Source organism: Paenibacillus sp. NPDC093718 (assembly GCF_050279985.1).
Classification (GTDB): domain Bacteria; phylum Bacillota; class Bacilli; order Paenibacillales; family Paenibacillaceae; genus Paenibacillus_AQ.
Genome location: NZ_JBNNUS010000004.1, coordinates 466099 through 481865, shown reverse-complemented (window position 1 = coordinate 481865; position 15767 = coordinate 466099). Strand labels below are relative to the sequence as shown.

Annotated in this window: 17 protein-coding genes and 1 pseudogene; 9 read left to right on the top strand and 9 right to left on the bottom strand. The window is 48.6% G+C overall.

Features of this window, described 5'->3' with window-relative positions; genetic code table 11:
• Positions 1 to 205: 205 nt before the first annotated feature.
• Positions 206 to 781 (top strand): annotated as a pseudogene (locus ACQKPA_RS15085) (VanZ family protein); the annotation flags it as partial.
• A gap of 749 nt (positions 782 to 1530) precedes the next feature.
• Here ACQKPA_RS15085 and ACQKPA_RS15080 read toward each other — a convergent pair.
• From ACQKPA_RS15080 to ACQKPA_RS15065, 4 genes are all read right to left on the bottom strand, one after another.
• Positions 1531 to 2694: a glycoside hydrolase family 18 protein gene (locus ACQKPA_RS15080; RefSeq protein WP_427493434.1), complete on the bottom strand. Its 1164-nt coding sequence runs from the start codon at positions 2692 to 2694 to the stop codon at positions 1531 to 1533.
• Positions 2695 to 2700: 6 nt separating this feature from the next.
• Positions 2701 to 3792, bottom strand: coding sequence for an acyltransferase (locus ACQKPA_RS15075; protein WP_427493433.1), 1092 nt, complete (start codon positions 3790 to 3792; stop codon positions 2701 to 2703).
• 30 nt (positions 3793 to 3822) lie between these two features.
• Entirely contained in the window at positions 3823 to 5175 is a 1353-nt protein-coding gene (locus ACQKPA_RS15070) for a glycosyltransferase family 2 protein (protein ID WP_427493432.1), read from the bottom strand.
• Between the two features lie 488 nt (positions 5176 to 5663).
• Positions 5664 to 6578, bottom strand: a complete 915-nt coding sequence (locus ACQKPA_RS15065; RefSeq protein WP_071220583.1) for a phosphatidate cytidylyltransferase — start codon at positions 6576 to 6578, stop codon at positions 5664 to 5666.
• A 106-nt stretch (positions 6579 to 6684) separates the two neighbouring features.
• On the opposite strand from ACQKPA_RS15065, the gene ACQKPA_RS15060 reads away from it, so the two are divergent.
• The 6 genes from ACQKPA_RS15060 to ACQKPA_RS15035 all read left to right on the top strand — a co-directional run bounded on the left by ACQKPA_RS15060 (position 6685) and on the right by ACQKPA_RS15035 (position 10770).
• On the top strand, positions 6685 to 7221 hold the full coding sequence (locus tag ACQKPA_RS15060) for a hypothetical protein (protein WP_427493431.1): 537 nt from the start codon (positions 6685 to 6687) through the stop codon (positions 7219 to 7221).
• Positions 7222 to 7558: 337 nt separating this feature from the next.
• Positions 7559 to 8308, top strand: coding sequence for a class I SAM-dependent methyltransferase (locus ACQKPA_RS15055; protein WP_427493430.1), 750 nt, complete (start codon positions 7559 to 7561; stop codon positions 8306 to 8308).
• Positions 8309 to 8387: 79 nt separating this feature from the next.
• Positions 8388 to 9335: a helix-turn-helix transcriptional regulator gene (locus ACQKPA_RS15050; RefSeq protein ID WP_427493429.1), complete on the top strand. Its 948-nt coding sequence runs from the start codon at positions 8388 to 8390 to the stop codon at positions 9333 to 9335.
• A gap of 63 nt (positions 9336 to 9398) precedes the next feature.
• Positions 9399 to 9941 carry a DinB family protein gene (locus ACQKPA_RS15045; RefSeq protein WP_427493428.1) on the top strand — a complete coding sequence of 181 codons (543 nt, stop codon included), beginning with the start codon at positions 9399 to 9401 and terminating at the stop codon, positions 9939 to 9941.
• Positions 9942 to 9955: 14 nt separating this feature from the next.
• Complete coding sequence (locus tag ACQKPA_RS15040; protein WP_427493427.1) at positions 9956 to 10168, top strand: hypothetical protein; 213 nt, start codon at positions 9956 to 9958, stop codon at positions 10166 to 10168.
• A gap of 101 nt (positions 10169 to 10269) precedes the next feature.
• Complete coding sequence (locus tag ACQKPA_RS15035; RefSeq protein WP_427493426.1) at positions 10270 to 10770, top strand: cupin domain-containing protein; 501 nt, start codon at positions 10270 to 10272, stop codon at positions 10768 to 10770.
• Positions 10771 to 10894: 124 nt separating this feature from the next.
• Here ACQKPA_RS15035 and ACQKPA_RS15030 read toward each other — a convergent pair whose 3' ends face one another.
• Positions 10895 to 11239 (bottom strand): DoxX family protein, encoded by a 345-nt coding sequence (locus ACQKPA_RS15030; RefSeq protein ID WP_427493425.1) that lies wholly within the window; start codon positions 11237 to 11239, stop codon positions 10895 to 10897.
• Positions 11240 to 11353: 114 nt separating this feature from the next.
• Between ACQKPA_RS15030 and ACQKPA_RS15025 the strand changes: the two genes are divergently transcribed.
• On the top strand, positions 11354 to 12052 hold the full coding sequence (locus tag ACQKPA_RS15025) for a Crp/Fnr family transcriptional regulator (protein ID WP_427493424.1): 699 nt from the start codon (positions 11354 to 11356) through the stop codon (positions 12050 to 12052).
• 13 nt (positions 12053 to 12065) lie between these two features.
• Here the strand turns inward: ACQKPA_RS15025 and ACQKPA_RS15020 are convergent, their stop codons facing one another.
• Together ACQKPA_RS15020 and ACQKPA_RS15015 are read right to left on the bottom strand one after the other, a co-directional pair.
• Entirely contained in the window at positions 12066 to 12515 is a 450-nt protein-coding gene (locus tag ACQKPA_RS15020) for an SRPBCC family protein (RefSeq protein WP_427493423.1), read from the bottom strand.
• Complete coding sequence (locus ACQKPA_RS15015; protein ID WP_427493422.1) at positions 12469 to 12747, bottom strand: MerR family DNA-binding transcriptional regulator; 279 nt, start codon at positions 12745 to 12747, stop codon at positions 12469 to 12471. Before ACQKPA_RS15015 ends, ACQKPA_RS15020 begins: the two co-directional genes overlap by 47 nt.
• Positions 12748 to 12899: 152 nt before the next feature.
• On the opposite strand from ACQKPA_RS15015, the gene ACQKPA_RS15010 reads away from it, so the two are divergent.
• Positions 12900 to 13916: an SDR family oxidoreductase gene (locus ACQKPA_RS15010; RefSeq protein ID WP_427493421.1), complete on the top strand. Its 1017-nt coding sequence runs from the start codon at positions 12900 to 12902 to the stop codon at positions 13914 to 13916.
• 91 nt (positions 13917 to 14007) lie between these two features.
• Here ACQKPA_RS15010 and ACQKPA_RS15005 read toward each other — a convergent pair whose 3' ends face one another.
• Together ACQKPA_RS15005 and ACQKPA_RS15000 are read right to left on the bottom strand one after the other, a co-directional pair.
• Positions 14008 to 14817 carry an ABC transporter permease subunit gene (locus ACQKPA_RS15005; protein WP_427493420.1) on the bottom strand — a complete coding sequence of 270 codons (810 nt, stop codon included), beginning with the start codon at positions 14815 to 14817 and terminating at the stop codon, positions 14008 to 14010.
• Positions 14814 to 15701, bottom strand: coding sequence for an ABC transporter ATP-binding protein (locus ACQKPA_RS15000; protein ID WP_427493419.1), 888 nt, complete (start codon positions 15699 to 15701; stop codon positions 14814 to 14816). The genes ACQKPA_RS15005 and ACQKPA_RS15000 overlap by 4 nt, the downstream gene beginning before the upstream one ends.
• Positions 15702 to 15767 lie beyond the last annotated feature (66 nt).

Below are 15767 nucleotides of genomic sequence, written 5' to 3'. Positions count from 1 at the left end.
GGCACCTCTTTCTGCAGCAGCGCTTGGTTTGCCCTATTATCGTACAACTTGGTGTTAACACCAAGTCAATATCGATTTTTATTCACAGATCATGTACGTCTATGTGCCCTTTGATGAACTGGATCATAAAGTATTGCCAGATCAATCTTTTGGAAACACTTATATAAACACTAAAGACTAGCTGCTTCCAGAAAGGGAGAATGAAATGCAAGCCTATGTAATGCCTGTTTTCATTGCTTTATCCATTTGTTTTGTATTAGCGTCCTTTCTGACGCTCCCTTGGGCGGTTTATCAGTATCGTAAACATGGGTACTTTAGCTTTTGGAGAACATTACTTATCTTAAGTTTTATCTTTTATGGATTAAGTGCTTTCTTCTTAGTGATTTTTCCACTCCCCAGCGCTCGGAATAATTGTGTTTCAATGGATCCCGGCACGATATTCACTCAATTTCGTCCTTTTCAATTTATACGGGATATTCAACGAGAAAGCGGATTTCATTGGACGGCCCCTTCGAGTTATATCCATTTGTTAACAACGCGGGCCTTTTATCAAATGTTTTTTAATGTTTTGCTCTTGTTTCCATTAGGTGTGTTTCTGAGGTATTTTTTTAAGGGCAAAGCGAAATGGTTTCATGCTGCTCTTATTGGCTTTGGTGTTTCGCTTTTCTTTGAAATAACCCAACGAACCGCTTTGTTTGGCTTTTATGAATGCCCCTATCGTATATTTGATGTAGATGATTTGTTGACGAATACGGTTGGGACCGTCCTTGGCTTTATACTCGCGCCCATGTTTTTGGTGTTAATACCATCGCGGGAAACCCTTAGTGAGCAAAGCCACTTCTTTCACAATCAGAGAAAAGCAACCTTTGGTGCCCAGCTCATGGAGGTTCTTCTAAATATTATTATTGCCAGAGTGATAACCGGCTTTATATTCGGGTTGCTGAAGAGTCCAGGATTACTTGTTGACGAGATCATCTTTGCCATTGTTTTCTTTGTGTTGATGGTCGTTATCCCTGTGATTTGGAAAGGAAATACGGTGGGTTCCAAGATCGTTCGCATGAGATTACTTCCGGAAAAGGGGAATTGGATAGGAAGTTTGAGCCGACGTTACGCCATTGTCTATTTGCCTTTATTGTGTTCAGCCTTATCGGAGATATTTTCTAATCATATGGGTGAAGATCTTCTAGCCAACCTTTTTGCAATTGGAGTGGCTTTCCTTACAGGACTGTTATGGTTCTTTATCTTCTGCCATATCGTGATTAGATGGATCAAAAAGGACAAAGCTCTTTACTTTAATCGATACAGTCACATAGAGGCTGTTAGAATTACGGGTGAAAAGCGATCAGGCAAGCTCTTTAAACGGCCGCACCAGGCACTTGCGGGAGTCTGCCAGAAAATATTAAAAAAAGCCGATGATCCGCATTCGACTGCGAGGTATCATCGGCTTTTTTGCGGTAGGGGCATGGTGACGTCAGGCGTGTACCCCAGTAAAGACGCTGTCAAGGATAGCTTTAGAAAAGGTACTGAATGTTACCGCTTGTCGTCTTGCTGTCTCTCATTCAAATGCTCCGCCAGATACTTCACGATGCCATCCTCCGCGTCCTGGGAGTACTGCCATACCATCGCGCCTCCGAGATTCTTACTCTGGATGTAGGTCACCTTCTCCTTCAAGGCTTCCTGATCCTCGTAACTGATAAAGGTATTACCGTCATAGAGGTAGGCGGCCTTCGCTTTGTTGTCGTAATAACGCGTGAAGCCGTTTTTGTTTAGGTAGGCCTTCTCGATCTGCTTATAATTGAGGTTCACCTTGTCGATGTCGATGGGCGTTCCGGGTGCGAAGAGTCCGTCTTTGGTACCCTTGGCCTCTTTCACGTTTTTCCAGCCGTACGAATAAGCAGGGACGCCGAGCAGCAGCTTCCTGCTGTCGATATCATGGTCCAGGTACATCGAGATAATGCCATCAATGGAGTGCTTGGATTTCCCTTGGCTGTCCACATACAGATTAGAGTTAAAGCCTGTGGTGTCGGACCACTTGCCTGTCAGGTCGTAGGTCATGACGTTGATGTAATCGACGTATTTCTCCACTTTTTTGACCTCGACGTTTTGGAAATACCAGTCCTGGGTTCCGGAGGCGAACGTCAGCAGATATTTCTTGTTCTTGTGAGGCAGCCTGTACAGCTTCTCGCGCAGCTCCTTCATCAGACTGGTGAAATTCTTCGTATCCTCCGGGCGCGCTTTCTGCGTATTCCAGGCATGGAACGCCGGATACTCCCAGTCGATATCCACGCCGTCCAGATCCAGCTCCTTGACCAGGTTGATGATGCTCTCGGTGAAAAGGTACCGGTTGCCGTCCAGCGAAGCGTCGGAGAACCCATCCGCACCATAGCCGCCTACGGCCAGCACCATTTGGGTCTTCGGATTCGCCGCTTTCAACTGCTTGATGTTTTCTTTGATCTGGTTGTTGGTCGTGCTGTCTTCATGGAAGTAGAGATCCGTTCCCTTGATCTTCGCAAAAGCGATAAACGCGATGTCCACGCCTTTCTCCGATAACTTGATGTTTCGGTAATCCTGCCAGGCCTCCACGTAGACTGCCGTGATTTTCCGGTCCTCTGCCGCGGAGATCTGATAGAAATAGAGACCCATGCCCGCAAGCAGCACCACAATGAATATTTTCGTATATATCGTTATTCTCATCGTCTTTTAACCCCGCCCGCCAAATAGAATGTAGGTTGCCGTCTTGCTTAGGTTCAGCACCTTGACGGTGATGTAGCTGATGGCGAAGATGATGGAGATATTCACGATCAGACTGAGGGAGGCCTCCAGAAACGTGGCCTCAACCTCGGTTCGGCCGGATAACATCATCTCGACCAGCAGGTGAATCAGATAGATGCTGAAGCTCGCCCGGGAGACCGAGCTGATCAATTTCTGGATTTTATGGTTCACTTGATCGCGAATTCGGGCCTCCTTCTCCTTAAAGAAGATAAACAACCCGACAGCCATGAAGAACGTGTTGACGGAATGGTTGCCGTAGAACATTTCATCCAGGACACCGCTGCGCAGCGAGACAAAATAGGTGGCCACCGGCGTAATAAAAAACGAGATGAAGCCCAAATTGTATAGGATGTTCTTGGTTTTGAGCGCCAGCTCAAAGTGGAAGAGATAGTACCCCAGTATAAAATAGCCGAGGAAGCCCATGAAGAACGGGATGTTCATGATCGGAATGTTGATGTATTGATCCGTTGCACGAAATACGGCATCCGAGATGAAGCGATAAGCGATACTGACGATGAACCAGAGGAGCAGATAATACCGGAGATCCTTCTCGCTGCAGGATTTGATAAATTTGCTCATCAGCGGCACCGTCATGTAGATGGCAATAATGGCGTACAGGAACCACAGATGCACATAATTCCGGTCGGTCAGCAGCCGATACCCGAAGTCAACAACAAACTCATAGGCATTCAGCTTGCTTCGTATCAGATAGTATTGATTGTACAAGCCATAGATGAGCGACCAGGTCAGAAGGGGAATGAGCAGCGGTACGACGCGCTTTGCATAGAACTCCCGGTAGGAGGTAATCTTCGTGCGCAGGATCATCGCCCCGCTGATCATGAAGAAAACCGGCACGGCGAAGCGGGATATGGAGTTGAACCCGTTGCTAATCCACCAGGAGGAGGAATGGAAATCATTCGTGCGGGTCAGCACCTCCGCTGTGTAGTGCAGGATGATGACGGCAACAATGGATAGAATTCTTAGGATATCGACATAGATAATTCTTTTATTGGAAACCATGCTGCTTCAGGCAGCCTCCTTCACCTTAAGTTAATTCGATCCTGCGGCGATGTTCTGGCTAATGGCGGCCACGCCTTTGCGCTCCACGAAGCCCCAGCCTTCATCATTGTCAAAATATTTGAATGTCCCCGCAATGTTAATGTACAGCAGCAAATTTCGGTAGGTTAACAGCTCCGCTTGGCTGAACAAGAACATCTTTATATAATCTGAAAATGTATACGTACTGCCATATTTGCGGCATAAGTACAGGGCGATCATGATCTGTGCCGCATTCAGCAGCACGCTCATCAGCAGGAAGATGATGGCATGCAGGAGGTTTCCGCCAACAATCAGGGTCTGCCCCAGATAAAAAATCGTAGTAAACGCGGAGAGTGTCCCCAGCATAAACCCGTCAATCGCAAAGAACAGGCTCACGCTGACGCTGAATTTTCGAGACAGCCTGGACCAATAGATGAGGATGCAGTCAATAAAGGCCTTTTGCCAGCGGATGCGCTGCTTATAGAAGTTGGGTAGATTCTCCGGGCATTCGGTGTAGCATACCGCTTCGGGGGCGTAGACGAGTTTTTTCTTCAGCCGATTGGCCTTGATGTATTCATGGATTTTCAGCGTAATGTCGATGTCCTCGCCCACCGTGCTGCGGAAGCCGTCGACATGAATGAGAACGTCTTTATAGAAGGCGCCAAAAGCGCCTGAAATCACCACGATCGAATTAAAATACGATTGCGTCAGCTTGCGGACGTAGAAGCCGTGCGTATAATTGATGATCTGGCTCTTAATAAGCCCTTTTCCGCGAAACTTCTCAACGATGGCACCGCTCTTGTCACGCACGGCGCCCTGCACGATTTTGACTGTACCACCCAGCGCAATGATGTCATCATCGTGGAAATATTGATTCACATACTTGAGCGAGTCGGCTTCCAGCATGCTGTCCGCATCCAGGGTAATGACGATATCGGAGGCGGCATGATCGATTCCAGCATTCAGCGAATCCGCTTTTCCACCATTCACCTTATCGATAACGTAAATATGGCGGTAGCGGTTCGAGCGATAGAATCCCTTTATCGGTTTATAGGTCAGTCTGTTGTCTGCCATCCTGGCATCGGACTCTAAATCCAGGAGTTCGTCAAGCGCGGATAGGGTCCCATCCTTGGAGCCGTCGTTGATGATCATGATTTGATAGTTGCTGTAACGCAAGCCCGCCATGGCATCGATGCAATTCCGAATCGTCAGCTCCTCGTTGTAAGCGGGGACGAGCACCGAGATTGATTTTTCGGCGAGATCGGGATTCAGCTTCTTCACCTTGCTGCATAGCAGCGGGATGAACGTATACAGGGTTTGAAACACGAGAAATACGCCGGCTAATCCATAAAAAAAGTACTGCAAACTCCTCACTCCTCACTTCTCTGTCTCTCTTTGTGATGAAGACCAGTATGGTGCGCCTACTCTATTGGACTTGGATTAGGTATGCGCTTTTTCTATAGCAAGCAATGTCAAGGGATAAAATCAAGGCATTAAGGGATAATATCATCCATTTAAAACCTTTAATTACATATAAATCCACATGACACTCTATGTAATAAACTATCGTAATTGGCTCATAAATGTAAAACCGCTCTATGTAGCAAGAAAACGAATACATAGATGCTTTTCGAGAGCAGTCTCTGTTTTGGTTAGACTTTCTATATTTTAGGCGGCTAAAGCGACTTGGCATGGTAGCAGCACGGTTTTTGGAGCGAGGATTCAAGGGTATTCGAACTAATAGGATTTCATGCATTGAAAAAAGCCATAACCAAGTTGAGCCTAGCTCGCATGGTTATGGCTTCTAAAGGTTGCATCGCCCCGTGCTGTACCTGAGGGGTTGTCTGGCACTTCTACATAAAGTCGTAAAAGTAACGGATGAAATGAAAAAAGATCGGTGAGGTATAGGTCAGGCTGTCGACCCGGCTTAGATAGCTTTTCTTCAAGGCATCGAACCGTCCGTCATCCCCGATTAACAAATCGCGCTTCAGCACTGAAACCGTCAAGCTGCCGAAGAAGCCGGCGAGGCTGATCAGCATGCCGGACAGAAGGCCAAATGTAGGGCTGAGCGGCGTCAGATAGGGATAGATGAGATAGGAGCTCGCGGTGGTTACGATAAACGCGCAGGCAAAGCCTTCCCAAGTCAGATTCGGGTTCGAGGTGGGCACGATTCTTCGTTTGCCAAAATAAAGGGAGGCGATCGTGTGGACCACATCGTTCAGCTGCGTTAAGACGACGAGAAACAGCACCAGCCCTGCTCCATACTGAGGCGTGGCAAATTGGAAATAGGCCAGGTGGCTGAGACCGAACACCATGAGCATCAGACCCCATTGGGTGGAGCTGACGCTGCGCATAAAGCCGACGGTGCCTTTGTTAATCAACCGCGGAAGCGGCAGCACCAGGAATACATAGATCGGAATAAACACGATAAACATCCCGTACCATTCGATGTAGATCCAATAGAATTGGACCGGTATGGTTAAATACGCCCATAGAAACAAACGACGATCGGCTTTTCGTGTTTTGATCATCGAGAAATATTCTTTGAGCGTAAAGAAGGTTAACACCATAAGGGATAGCAGGGAAACCACGGGATTCAGAAGTGTGGCCAAGCAGAAGATGACCAGCATGCCCCACCAAGTTTTGATGCGAAATCCGACTTCCGTATAGTCGATATTCGGCTGCGTCTTGCTCATGACATAATAGAGCAGCTGGATGACCGATAAGACGGAGAATATTAGAATTAAGGTTAAAAGCGAACTGTCCATATGCCTGTCATCACCAACTTATCACGGGTATCATTCTTGTTCTACTAAAGGAATCATATGTTATTATGAAGGAATAATTCAATACGGATAAGGGGAAATTTCGTAAATGGTAGAGGATCAATCGGTCTTTATATTGCTTACCAATACCGGAACGCTCTTTACGAAAGTCATTCAGGGATACACGAGAGCGCCTTACAACCATGCTTCGATCTCCTTTAATCGGGAGCTGTCGGAGTTATATAGCTTCGGGAGAAAGAATCCGAACAATCCTCTGAACGGCGGGTTCGTGAAGGAGGATTTGAAGACGGGAACGTTCAGCAAATATCCCAACACGACGTGTGTCATCTATGAGCTTCAGGTATCAGAACGCGACATCGCGAAAATGAAGCGGGTCCTGCAGGCTTTCATACGAAAGGACAAAAAGTATTTTTATAATATATTGGGCGTCCTGGGCATTGCGCTGAAGGAGCCGATCGAATTCAGCAATTCCTACTTCTGTTCGCAATTCGTGGCGGAGATTCTGAAGCGGTCCGGAGTCAGGCTTTGGGATAAGCTTCCGGCCTTGGTGACGCCGGACGATTTTCGCCAAAGCGAGCGCCTGCAACTGATCTATGAAGGGAAGCTGAGCGAGTATGAGCCTTAGATACAACTGCACCGGCAGGTTCCGGCAGCCTGTTTGTTGTAACATATAATGCAGGTGGCGGCAACGACAATGACGACTCAGCTCGACAGACGTCCGTTCCAGTCCTGCAATCCCAGATAACCCCGGTTTGCCTCCCCAGGCGAATGCGGGGTTATCTGTATCGCAAGTGCCCGCACGAAAGTTTCGCCGATCTGGTTAGGTGTTAGGCAACAAAAGCTGGCTAATAAGCAAGTGTTGCTATAAAATGGAGTTGAAAATGAAATTAGGTTTCATCTAATGAAACCAAAATCGTCGTGTCTGGATTTCGCTTATATCTTGGAGGGGAGCGTGGTTTAGGATGAACAGCAAGGAACGGTTTTCGAATCGCGTCGATTCGTACACGAAGTATCGCCCGAGTTATCCGCAAGAGGTCATGGATTATTTGTATGATACGGTAGGATTGGACGGCGAGATAGCCGATATTGGCGCCGGGACGGGGATCTTCACGAAGCTGCTGCTGAAGCGGGGGAGCCGCGTAACGGCCGTAGAGCCCAATCAGGCGATGCGTGAAGCTGCCGAGTCGGACCTTGGAGGCGAGCCCGGCTTTCGAGTAGTCTCGGGTTCAGCCGAAGTGACGGGACTGCCTGATCAATCGGTGGATCATATCGTGAGCGCCCAGGCTTTTCATTGGTTTGACCGTGTTTCCGCCCAATCGGAGTTCCGGCGGATCCTGAGACCGGGCGGAAAGGTTGCCCTGATATGGAATTCCAGGCTCACGCAGGGAACGCCGTTTCTGGAAGCGTATGAGCAGCTGCTCCTAACCTATGGCACCGATTATAAAGAAGTAGATCAGAAGAACATTTCGCGTGAAACGCTGGCTGCTTTTTTCCGGGGAGGGGACATGAAGGAAGCGAAATTCTTCAATCGGCAGACGTTTGATTATGAGGGATTATGCGGCCGTTTGCACTCGTCCTCTTACGCTCCGCTGCCGGGGCATCCGAACTACGATCCGATGATGAACGAGCTGCGCACGATATTTGAACGGAATGAGCAGGATGGCTGCGTGTTTTTTGATTATGAGACGAAAGTGTACTGGGGAGAGGTGTAAGCTGACCATCTTGATCGGTTGCGCTGTTTGCAGAATAATAGAGTACCGGCTTTAATCATGGAACGGGAGGTACAGCAGCATGAACAAGACAGATCGGATGCTGGCTATCGTGCTTGAGCTGCAGCAGCGAAAGGTTGTGCGGGCAGAAGATTTGGCATCCATATTCGAGACGAGCGTCCGGACCATCTACCGGGATATTCAGGCCCTTAGCGAAGCGGGCGTACCCGTGATGGGAGCTCCCGGGCAAGGGTATTCGTTAATGGCGGGGTATTTTCTGCCACCGGTCATGTTCACGGCGGAGGAAGCCGTGGCACTGCTCATTGGAACGGATTTCATCGAACAACGCTTTGACGCAGGATATGGTTTGAAAGCTCAGGCTTCCCGTAAAAAGATAGAGTCTATTCTACCGGAGCCTGTCCGTGCAGATGCTTCCCGGGTTCGGAAGACCGTGCGGCTGATAACTCCCGGTAACAAGGCAACTTCAGGAGAAGAGAAGGATTATGTTGGAATGGTTCGCCAAGCCATACTGGAAGAGCGGAAGGTAGAATTCCATTATTTGAAGAAAATGTCCGATTCCCAAGGCGACCGAAAGAGCTTTCGCTCGGCAGCTCCTTATGGACTGGCATTTCTTCAAGGCTCATGGACATTAGTTGCCTGGTGTGACCTTCGGCAAGGCATTCGTCATTTTCGGCTGTCCCGCATGAAGGAACTGAGGGTTCTTGAGGAGCGTTTTGAGATGCCGCCCGATTTTGACTTGGAGGACTATCGACCTCCGGATGACCGTAACCTGCGGGTTCGGATTCTGGTAAATCCCGAGATTGCGGATCGAGTTAAGGAAGCAGGAAGTTATTATATGGAGACAGTGGAAGAATGCGAGGACGGGCTGCTTGTGTGCTTTCGTGTTCGCCGGCCGGAGGAGATCATGCAATGGGTGCTCGGCTGGGGATCGAATGTCGTTGTCCTTGAACCCGATTCGTTCCGTGATCGAGTCCGCGACGAAGCGGAAAAGATGTTAAAACGCTACTGACATGACGTTGTCAGTAGCGTTTTTGTATATTCGGTACAAAGACGATTTAAGGGAGTGGTTGATATGAGTACAACAGAAGCATTGCACCGGTTTGAAGAGACGGTAAGAGTTTATGTGCAGGAGCTGGACGGCTTTAGCATAGAGGAATTAAAGTACAGACAGGCAGAGGACGAGTGGTCGATCGGGCAAATGTATCAGCACTTGATTCAATCGGCGCTATTCATGCATCTGCGAAATATTGAGTTATGTTTAAACCCGACTGGGGATGCTCCGGCCTCTCCAACGGGAAAAACGGAACAAGGTATGGCGATATTCGAACAGGGCAGTTTCCCGCCCATTCGCATTCAGGTTCCGCCGTCTCCCCAATATACACCGGAGCAGCCAGCAACCAAAGAGCAGTTGATGCAAGGTTTGGATACCGTCATCCAACGAATGAGACAAACTGAGCCGATGCTTGGAGAGGCATCCCTGCAGCTAACTGTCCCCCATCCGAGGTTCGGAGGATTGCATGCACAAGAGTGGTTTTTGCTTATCGAGATGCACTATCGGCATCATCTCCGGCAGCTAGACCGACTGAAACAGGCATTAGAGCAGCAGCGTGTATGAAGAGACGTCAGGACATGGACTATCAAGATATGCTTGATCAATCAGAAGAACGGACCCGTTATTGGATTGGAGTGGTATCCGAATCCCATGTGCGAGGGAATCGAAATTGGGGGTATGCCTTTCGTTATGGGCATTTTGAGATCAAACGAGAGGATTTTCTGGTGATTGCGGAGGCTATGCTGGGCGGCTCGGACATGATACAACAAAGAACGGTCAAATCGCTTTAACCTTCTTTCATAATACTATTTTTGAACACTCGGTTTGAAAACGGCTCGCCCCGGGTACTGGTACTACGAGTGCATCAATGAGTAGAAAGGAGCGGATGACCGTGGAGGTACATGTCAGATCATTTTTCGTGAAAGACGATGGAGAGGTTCCCAATAATCCCGATCTGCCGGTCATTGTATACAATGGGGTGTTCGCGGATAACCCGAGCGGCTTGGAGGCAGCCTTCAACCGGCATCACTGGAGCGGGAGCTGGGCAGGCGGCGTATACGATTACCATCATTATCACAGCAATACGCACGAAGTCCTGGGTGTGCGGTCCGGAAGCGCAACCGTCCTGGTGGGCGGCGATGCGGGAGAACGGCTGGAGCTTGCCACAGGCGATGTGATTGTCTTGCCGGCAGGCACTGCACATATGAAACTCACGAGCACCCCTGATTTTGAAGTGATCGGTGCCTATCCTGAAGGGAATACGCCGAATATGAGGGAGCGGAACCCGACGGATCGCGCGCAGGCGATCAACGAAATCCGAAGCGTGCCTGTTCCGGATACGGATCCTGTCTTTGGAGAGGAAGGGCCGCTTCTGCATAAATGGGTGAAATAATATAAAGATAGCGATTAGAAGAAACTCAAGAGGCTCACCGTCTGTAACAACAGATGGGGAGCCTCTTTTTTGTCGGCGTATGTACAGAAGCCTAAGGGGCTGTATTCATAATTCAACCGTACCGCTATTGAAAAATAAGGATAACAGACAACACCAGCATGAGCAATGCATTCAGGGCCATGATGGGTTTGTGCTTGGCTCGCACCAGATGGGCATGAATAGCCCCCACCATCAGAACCGTAAATAGAGAAGCAGCATAAATCTTGTACTCTGGCACCCAGAATGCTGATATCATTAGGACGATCCCTGCTGTTTCCAGACCGGCAATAGCGAACATACCCCAAGAGGGATACCGGTATTCGGTCCAGTGCGCTACCATCGAACGGGTACGAAGAAACTTAAACGATGCGGAAAGGGTAAACATTCCGATCAATATACATTGTAGCAAAATGATCCATAGCGGCTCCATTTGAACATCACTCCTTTGTTTTCTCTGGCGGCTGATGCCGCTTCAGGGTTAGTTTACACGCCAAGAAACGCTGGAGTATGTAGTCCAGAATACAAAGGGAAAGGGGGAAGCGGTATGGAGATGGTAAAGTACTTATCCAGAATGGATCTGTTTAACGGGCTTAGCGAGGAAGAGCTGGTGAAGTTGAATCATGTAACGCCGCTCGAAACTCGAAACAAGGGTACCGTGGTGGCCTCTCCTCATATGGAGCCAAAAGTGCTGTACATCGTAAAATCAGGAAAGGTGCGTCTCTACAAGCTGACGGAAGAAGGGAAGGAGCTGACGCTTGATATTTTGGGCGCGGGTCATCTGTTTGGGGAGATGACATCCTTTCATGCGGGCGCTGCCATGTTTGCTGTCACGATGGAAGACTCCGTCATTTGTGAAATGGAGGGTTGGCAATTCCGAAAGATCATCAGTGAAAAGCCGGACCTTGCCTTAAAGTACATTGAGCTCGTAACGGCCAGGTTGAAGGAGGTTGAAGAACTGTTAGGCTATATGGCTTACGGGAGCGTGCGGCAGCGGCTGCTTTTCCTGTTCCGTAAGCTGGCCGCCAAATTCCCGTCGGGTACGCAGCGTATGCACGATTGGATACCTCTAGAGATTGAACTGACCCATCAGGAGCTGGCAAGCATGGCAGGGAGTATCCGGGAAACTGTAACGCCGATCATCAGTCAACTGGTGTCTGAAGGCGTATTGCGTAAAGAAGGGGCACGAAAACCTTACTCGATACATAAGGGCCGTTTGGAGGCTGCATTAGCGGACTGTAAATAAACAGCTTCCCGGTTTACTTCATTGCTTCCTGCTCCACCCTCTGCAGAAAATCCTGTACGGATTGATTGTTGCTTTTCTGGCTGCCGAGCTTCAACATGGCCCTGCCGACAAAATTAACCCCTAAATTCTGGCCTTCATAAATGAATTGGGTGTGTGCAGGGTCCAGCTTGTGCAGGGTGAAGCTAAGCGTGACTTCAAAAGCATTCCCCAGCACAAAGCGGATCTTTTTTCGCTTCTTGTCTTGAAGATCCTCGTAAACTAACGTTTCCACGATATAAGTTTCCGCTCGCTTGCCTTCGCGATAGGTTTGCCGGTGCTTAGCCCCGGCTTCCATTTCGTTTTTTTCAATCAGCGCGTGTTCTTCCACTTTAGGCATAATTCGCCGGATATGCTGATCTGAAAATAATTCCCATACCTTATCGATATGAGCTGCAATCGTGATATCTTCTTTCCATTGAATCATCGCTTCTGCTCCTTACCCGATGCAAGGAATTCGTCGATCTCCTTAGTCTGTTGAAGTAGATCGTCGATTTATCTTTAACTTTTTTCGCAAAAAAGTAGCTCCCAACATCGTAATAGCGATAGTTGTTTGATGGTTCAATATAAGCGGGCTCCAGAAGCTTCACTTCTGCATAATAACGTAACGTTTCTTTGCTTAATCCGGTAATCTGAGAGAACTCACTGATTCTGTACATGCTTCTCCTCCCTGATGTCATCATAAACCGTGGGGTGCACCACAGGGTCAACTCTTTTTGGAAATTGTAATGGCAACCGTGCCCATGCTATCGTAAAGGATAGAAGGTCAAAGTTGCAGGTCTTCTCATTATTGCTAGCGGAGGTGCAGTTTATGAAAGCGTTGTTTATTGGAGGAACCGGAACGATCAGCTCGGCGATTACGAAGCAGCTGCTGGAACAGGGAAACGAGTTATACCTGCTCAACCGAGGGAACCGAAACGACACATTGCCCGAGGGCGCACATATTTTGCAGGCCGATATTCATGACGAAGACCGAGTAGCGAAACTTATTGAGCATCTCGATTTCGATATTGTGGCCGACTTTATAGCATTCGAACCGGCCCACTTGGAGAGAGATTATCGTCTATTCAACGGAAAAACCAAGCAGTTCATCTTTATCAGCTCCGCTTCCGCCTATCAGACGCCATTATCCGATTATCGCATTACGGAAGGTACACCTTTATCCAATCCGTACTGGGAGTATTCCCGTAATAAAATAGCTTGCGAAGACTATCTGATGAAGCAGTATCGGGAACATGGCTTCCCGGTAACCATCGTAAGGCCTAGCCATACGTATGATGAGCGGTCCATTCCACTCGGCGTGCACGGCAGCCAGGGAAGCTGGCAGGTCGTGAAGCGGATGCTGGAGAATAAACCGGTCATTATTCATGGGGACGGGACGTCACTGTGGACGCTGACGCACAACAGCGATTTTGCAAAAGGATTCATCGGTCTGATGGGCAACATTCATGCCATCGGGGAGTCGGTGCATATTACCTCTGACGAGTCGCTCACCTGGAATCAGATCTACCAAATCATTGCGGATGCACTGGGCGTACAGCTGAATGCGGTGCACGTGTCTTCGGAATTCTTGGATGCAAGCAGCACGCAGGACTTTAGAGGTTCTTTGTTGGGGGACAAAGCGAATACGGTTGTGTTCGATAACGCCAAGCTCAAGCGGCTTGTCCCTGAATTTGTGGCAACCACCCGGGCTGATCAAGGAATCAGGCAAACGGTGAACTATATCCTATCCCATCCGGAGCATCAACGGGAAGATGAAGAGTTTGATGTGTGGTGTGACAAGGTTGTTTCGGCGTTGGAGAAGGCGAAGTCGATCATAACGGGGTAGGTGGGTTTTGGAAGAGAACGAATGGAATATATAAGAGAGGGCACCCAATCCGGGTGCCCTCTATGTTTTCTTAGCTAACAACATGAATGAATTACAACGGCAAATCACGTTTTCGAAATAACACGACGGCCAGGCCGAATGCGATCACGCCGATGGCGGCAAGCACAAGGGAGGTTACCATGAAATCTCCCGTCCCATTTACAATTTCCCCGGGTTGATATAAGGAGAAGAGGGTAAGGTTGCGTATCCATTCAATCTTATCGCTGAATTTACTGATCAAATCCAGACTGAAGAATCCGAATGTAATCAACCCGGAGATACTCCGTGCCTTCTTCTCGTCATTGCATAGCGAGGACACGAGAAAACAGATGCTGGAGATGGCAAAAAAGAGCAGGAAAGCCGCTACGTTCATCTGGATGAATCGAGCGGTATTGAATTCGTAAGAATCCCCCAGCAGCCAAGCGTATCCGGCGAATCCGGCCAACGTCGTGACCGCCAGGATAAGGAAGAGCCCGCTCGTCATCACCATGGCTTGCGTGAGTGCCACTTTCCCTCTTGTCGTCGGGGCCGACAGCAAATAGGCCATCGAGCCTTGATCGACCAATTTGGCCATTAGCTGGGTCGTCAGCTGAACGCAGACGATAGCCAGGATGAGCACCAGAATTAATCCGTAATATTCCCCGGAGATGAAAGCTTCCGCTGTACCGAAGCCATTGAGCTCGAAGGCTTTTCCGACGCCCTCCGGCATCGACGCGACCAGGTCGTCGATGGCCTCTGTGTTCTTGGCGATGCTCGGATATAACCAGAACATCAGGAGGATATAGAAAGCGGACCCGAATGCGTAATTCATCAAGCTTTTCATATTTACTTTCATCATCTGTTTATATAAGGTGACATTCATTTCGATATCCCCTTCCGATCATAATAATTCATGAAAATATCCTCGAGGTTCTGGGTGAAGACATCGATGCTGCGCACAGGGTATTTGCCCGTCTCTTGGATAAACTGATCGTAATTGCCCTGGACGGCTACTCTCACCCGAGTGCCTTCATAAGATTCGATAAGCAGCCCTGAGTTCCGGAAGGCCTCGGCATCGCTTGGATGCACGAAGTTGACCTCGAACAGCTTCCGCTGCATGGATTGCAATTCATGAATGTCCTTGACGGCAATGATGACCCCGTCCTTGATAATTGCGGCTCGGTCACAGGTTCTCTCGATTTCCTGAAAGCTGTGGGATGACATCAAGAATGTTGTGCCGCGGGCTTTCTCCTCAAGAACGATCTCAATAAACACCTTCTGCATCAGCGGATCGAGTCCCGAAGTGGGCTCATCCAGAATAATGACTTTCGGATCATGCATGAAGGCAGCGACGATCCCGACCTTTTGTTTCATTCCCTTGGACATTTTACGAATCGGGGTCTGAACCTCGAATTGCAGGCGATCGATCAATTGATTCCGCTTGGACAAGTCCCGAATTCCCTGCATGTCGGCCATGAAATCCAAAAAGGTCTTTCCGGTCATCCCTTCGATAAAGGAAATTTCACCTGGCAGATAACCTACATCCGATTGGAACTTCCCTTGTTCTCTCCAGGTATCCAGCCCATTTACCTTGACGTATCCCTGATCCGGCTTCATAAAACCCATGATGTGCCGGATGGTCGTTGATTTTCCGGCACCATTCGGCCCTAAAAAACCAAAAACCTCGCCCGGCTCCACCGAAAACGATACATCGAAGATGCCCCTTCCGTTGGAAAATGTCTTCGTCAAATGTTGAACGGTTAACATACCGCCACCTCCGGAATAATTGAAGAAATGAAATATTATATATCGGATATTTCATATGTTATGATA

Excerpts from the sequence above, each read along its gene's own strand:
- ACQKPA_RS15080 (WP_427493434.1), bottom strand. The coding sequence starts at position 2,694 with ATGAGAATAACGATATATACGAAAATATTCATTGTGGTGCTGCTTGCG.
- ACQKPA_RS15075 (WP_427493433.1), bottom strand. The coding sequence starts at position 3,792 with ATGGTTTCCAATAAAAGAATTATCTATGTCGATATCCTAAGAATTCTA.
- ACQKPA_RS15065 (WP_071220583.1), bottom strand. The coding sequence starts at position 6,578 with ATGGACAGTTCGCTTTTAACCTTAATTCTAATATTCTCCGTCTTATCG.
- ACQKPA_RS15060 (WP_427493431.1), top strand. The coding sequence starts at position 6,685 with ATGGTAGAGGATCAATCGGTCTTTATATTGCTTACCAATACCGGAACG.
- ACQKPA_RS15055 (WP_427493430.1), top strand. The coding sequence starts at position 7,559 with ATGAACAGCAAGGAACGGTTTTCGAATCGCGTCGATTCGTACACGAAG.
- ACQKPA_RS15050 (WP_427493429.1), top strand. The coding sequence starts at position 8,388 with ATGAACAAGACAGATCGGATGCTGGCTATCGTGCTTGAGCTGCAGCAG.
- ACQKPA_RS15045 (WP_427493428.1), top strand. The coding sequence starts at position 9,399 with ATGAGTACAACAGAAGCATTGCACCGGTTTGAAGAGACGGTAAGAGTT.
- ACQKPA_RS15040 (WP_427493427.1), top strand. The coding sequence starts at position 9,956 with ATGGACTATCAAGATATGCTTGATCAATCAGAAGAACGGACCCGTTAT.
- ACQKPA_RS15030 (WP_427493425.1), bottom strand. The coding sequence starts at position 11,239 with ATGGAGCCGCTATGGATCATTTTGCTACAATGTATATTGATCGGAATG.
- ACQKPA_RS15025 (WP_427493424.1), top strand. The coding sequence starts at position 11,354 with ATGGAGATGGTAAAGTACTTATCCAGAATGGATCTGTTTAACGGGCTT.
- ACQKPA_RS15020 (WP_427493423.1), bottom strand. The coding sequence starts at position 12,515 with ATGATTCAATGGAAAGAAGATATCACGATTGCAGCTCATATCGATAAG.
- ACQKPA_RS15015 (WP_427493422.1), bottom strand. The coding sequence starts at position 12,747 with ATGTACAGAATCAGTGAGTTCTCTCAGATTACCGGATTAAGCAAAGAA.
- ACQKPA_RS15010 (WP_427493421.1), top strand. The coding sequence starts at position 12,900 with ATGAAAGCGTTGTTTATTGGAGGAACCGGAACGATCAGCTCGGCGATT.
- ACQKPA_RS15005 (WP_427493420.1), bottom strand. The coding sequence starts at position 14,817 with ATGAATGTCACCTTATATAAACAGATGATGAAAGTAAATATGAAAAGC.
- ACQKPA_RS15000 (WP_427493419.1), bottom strand. The coding sequence starts at position 15,701 with ATGTTAACCGTTCAACATTTGACGAAGACATTTTCCAACGGAAGGGGC.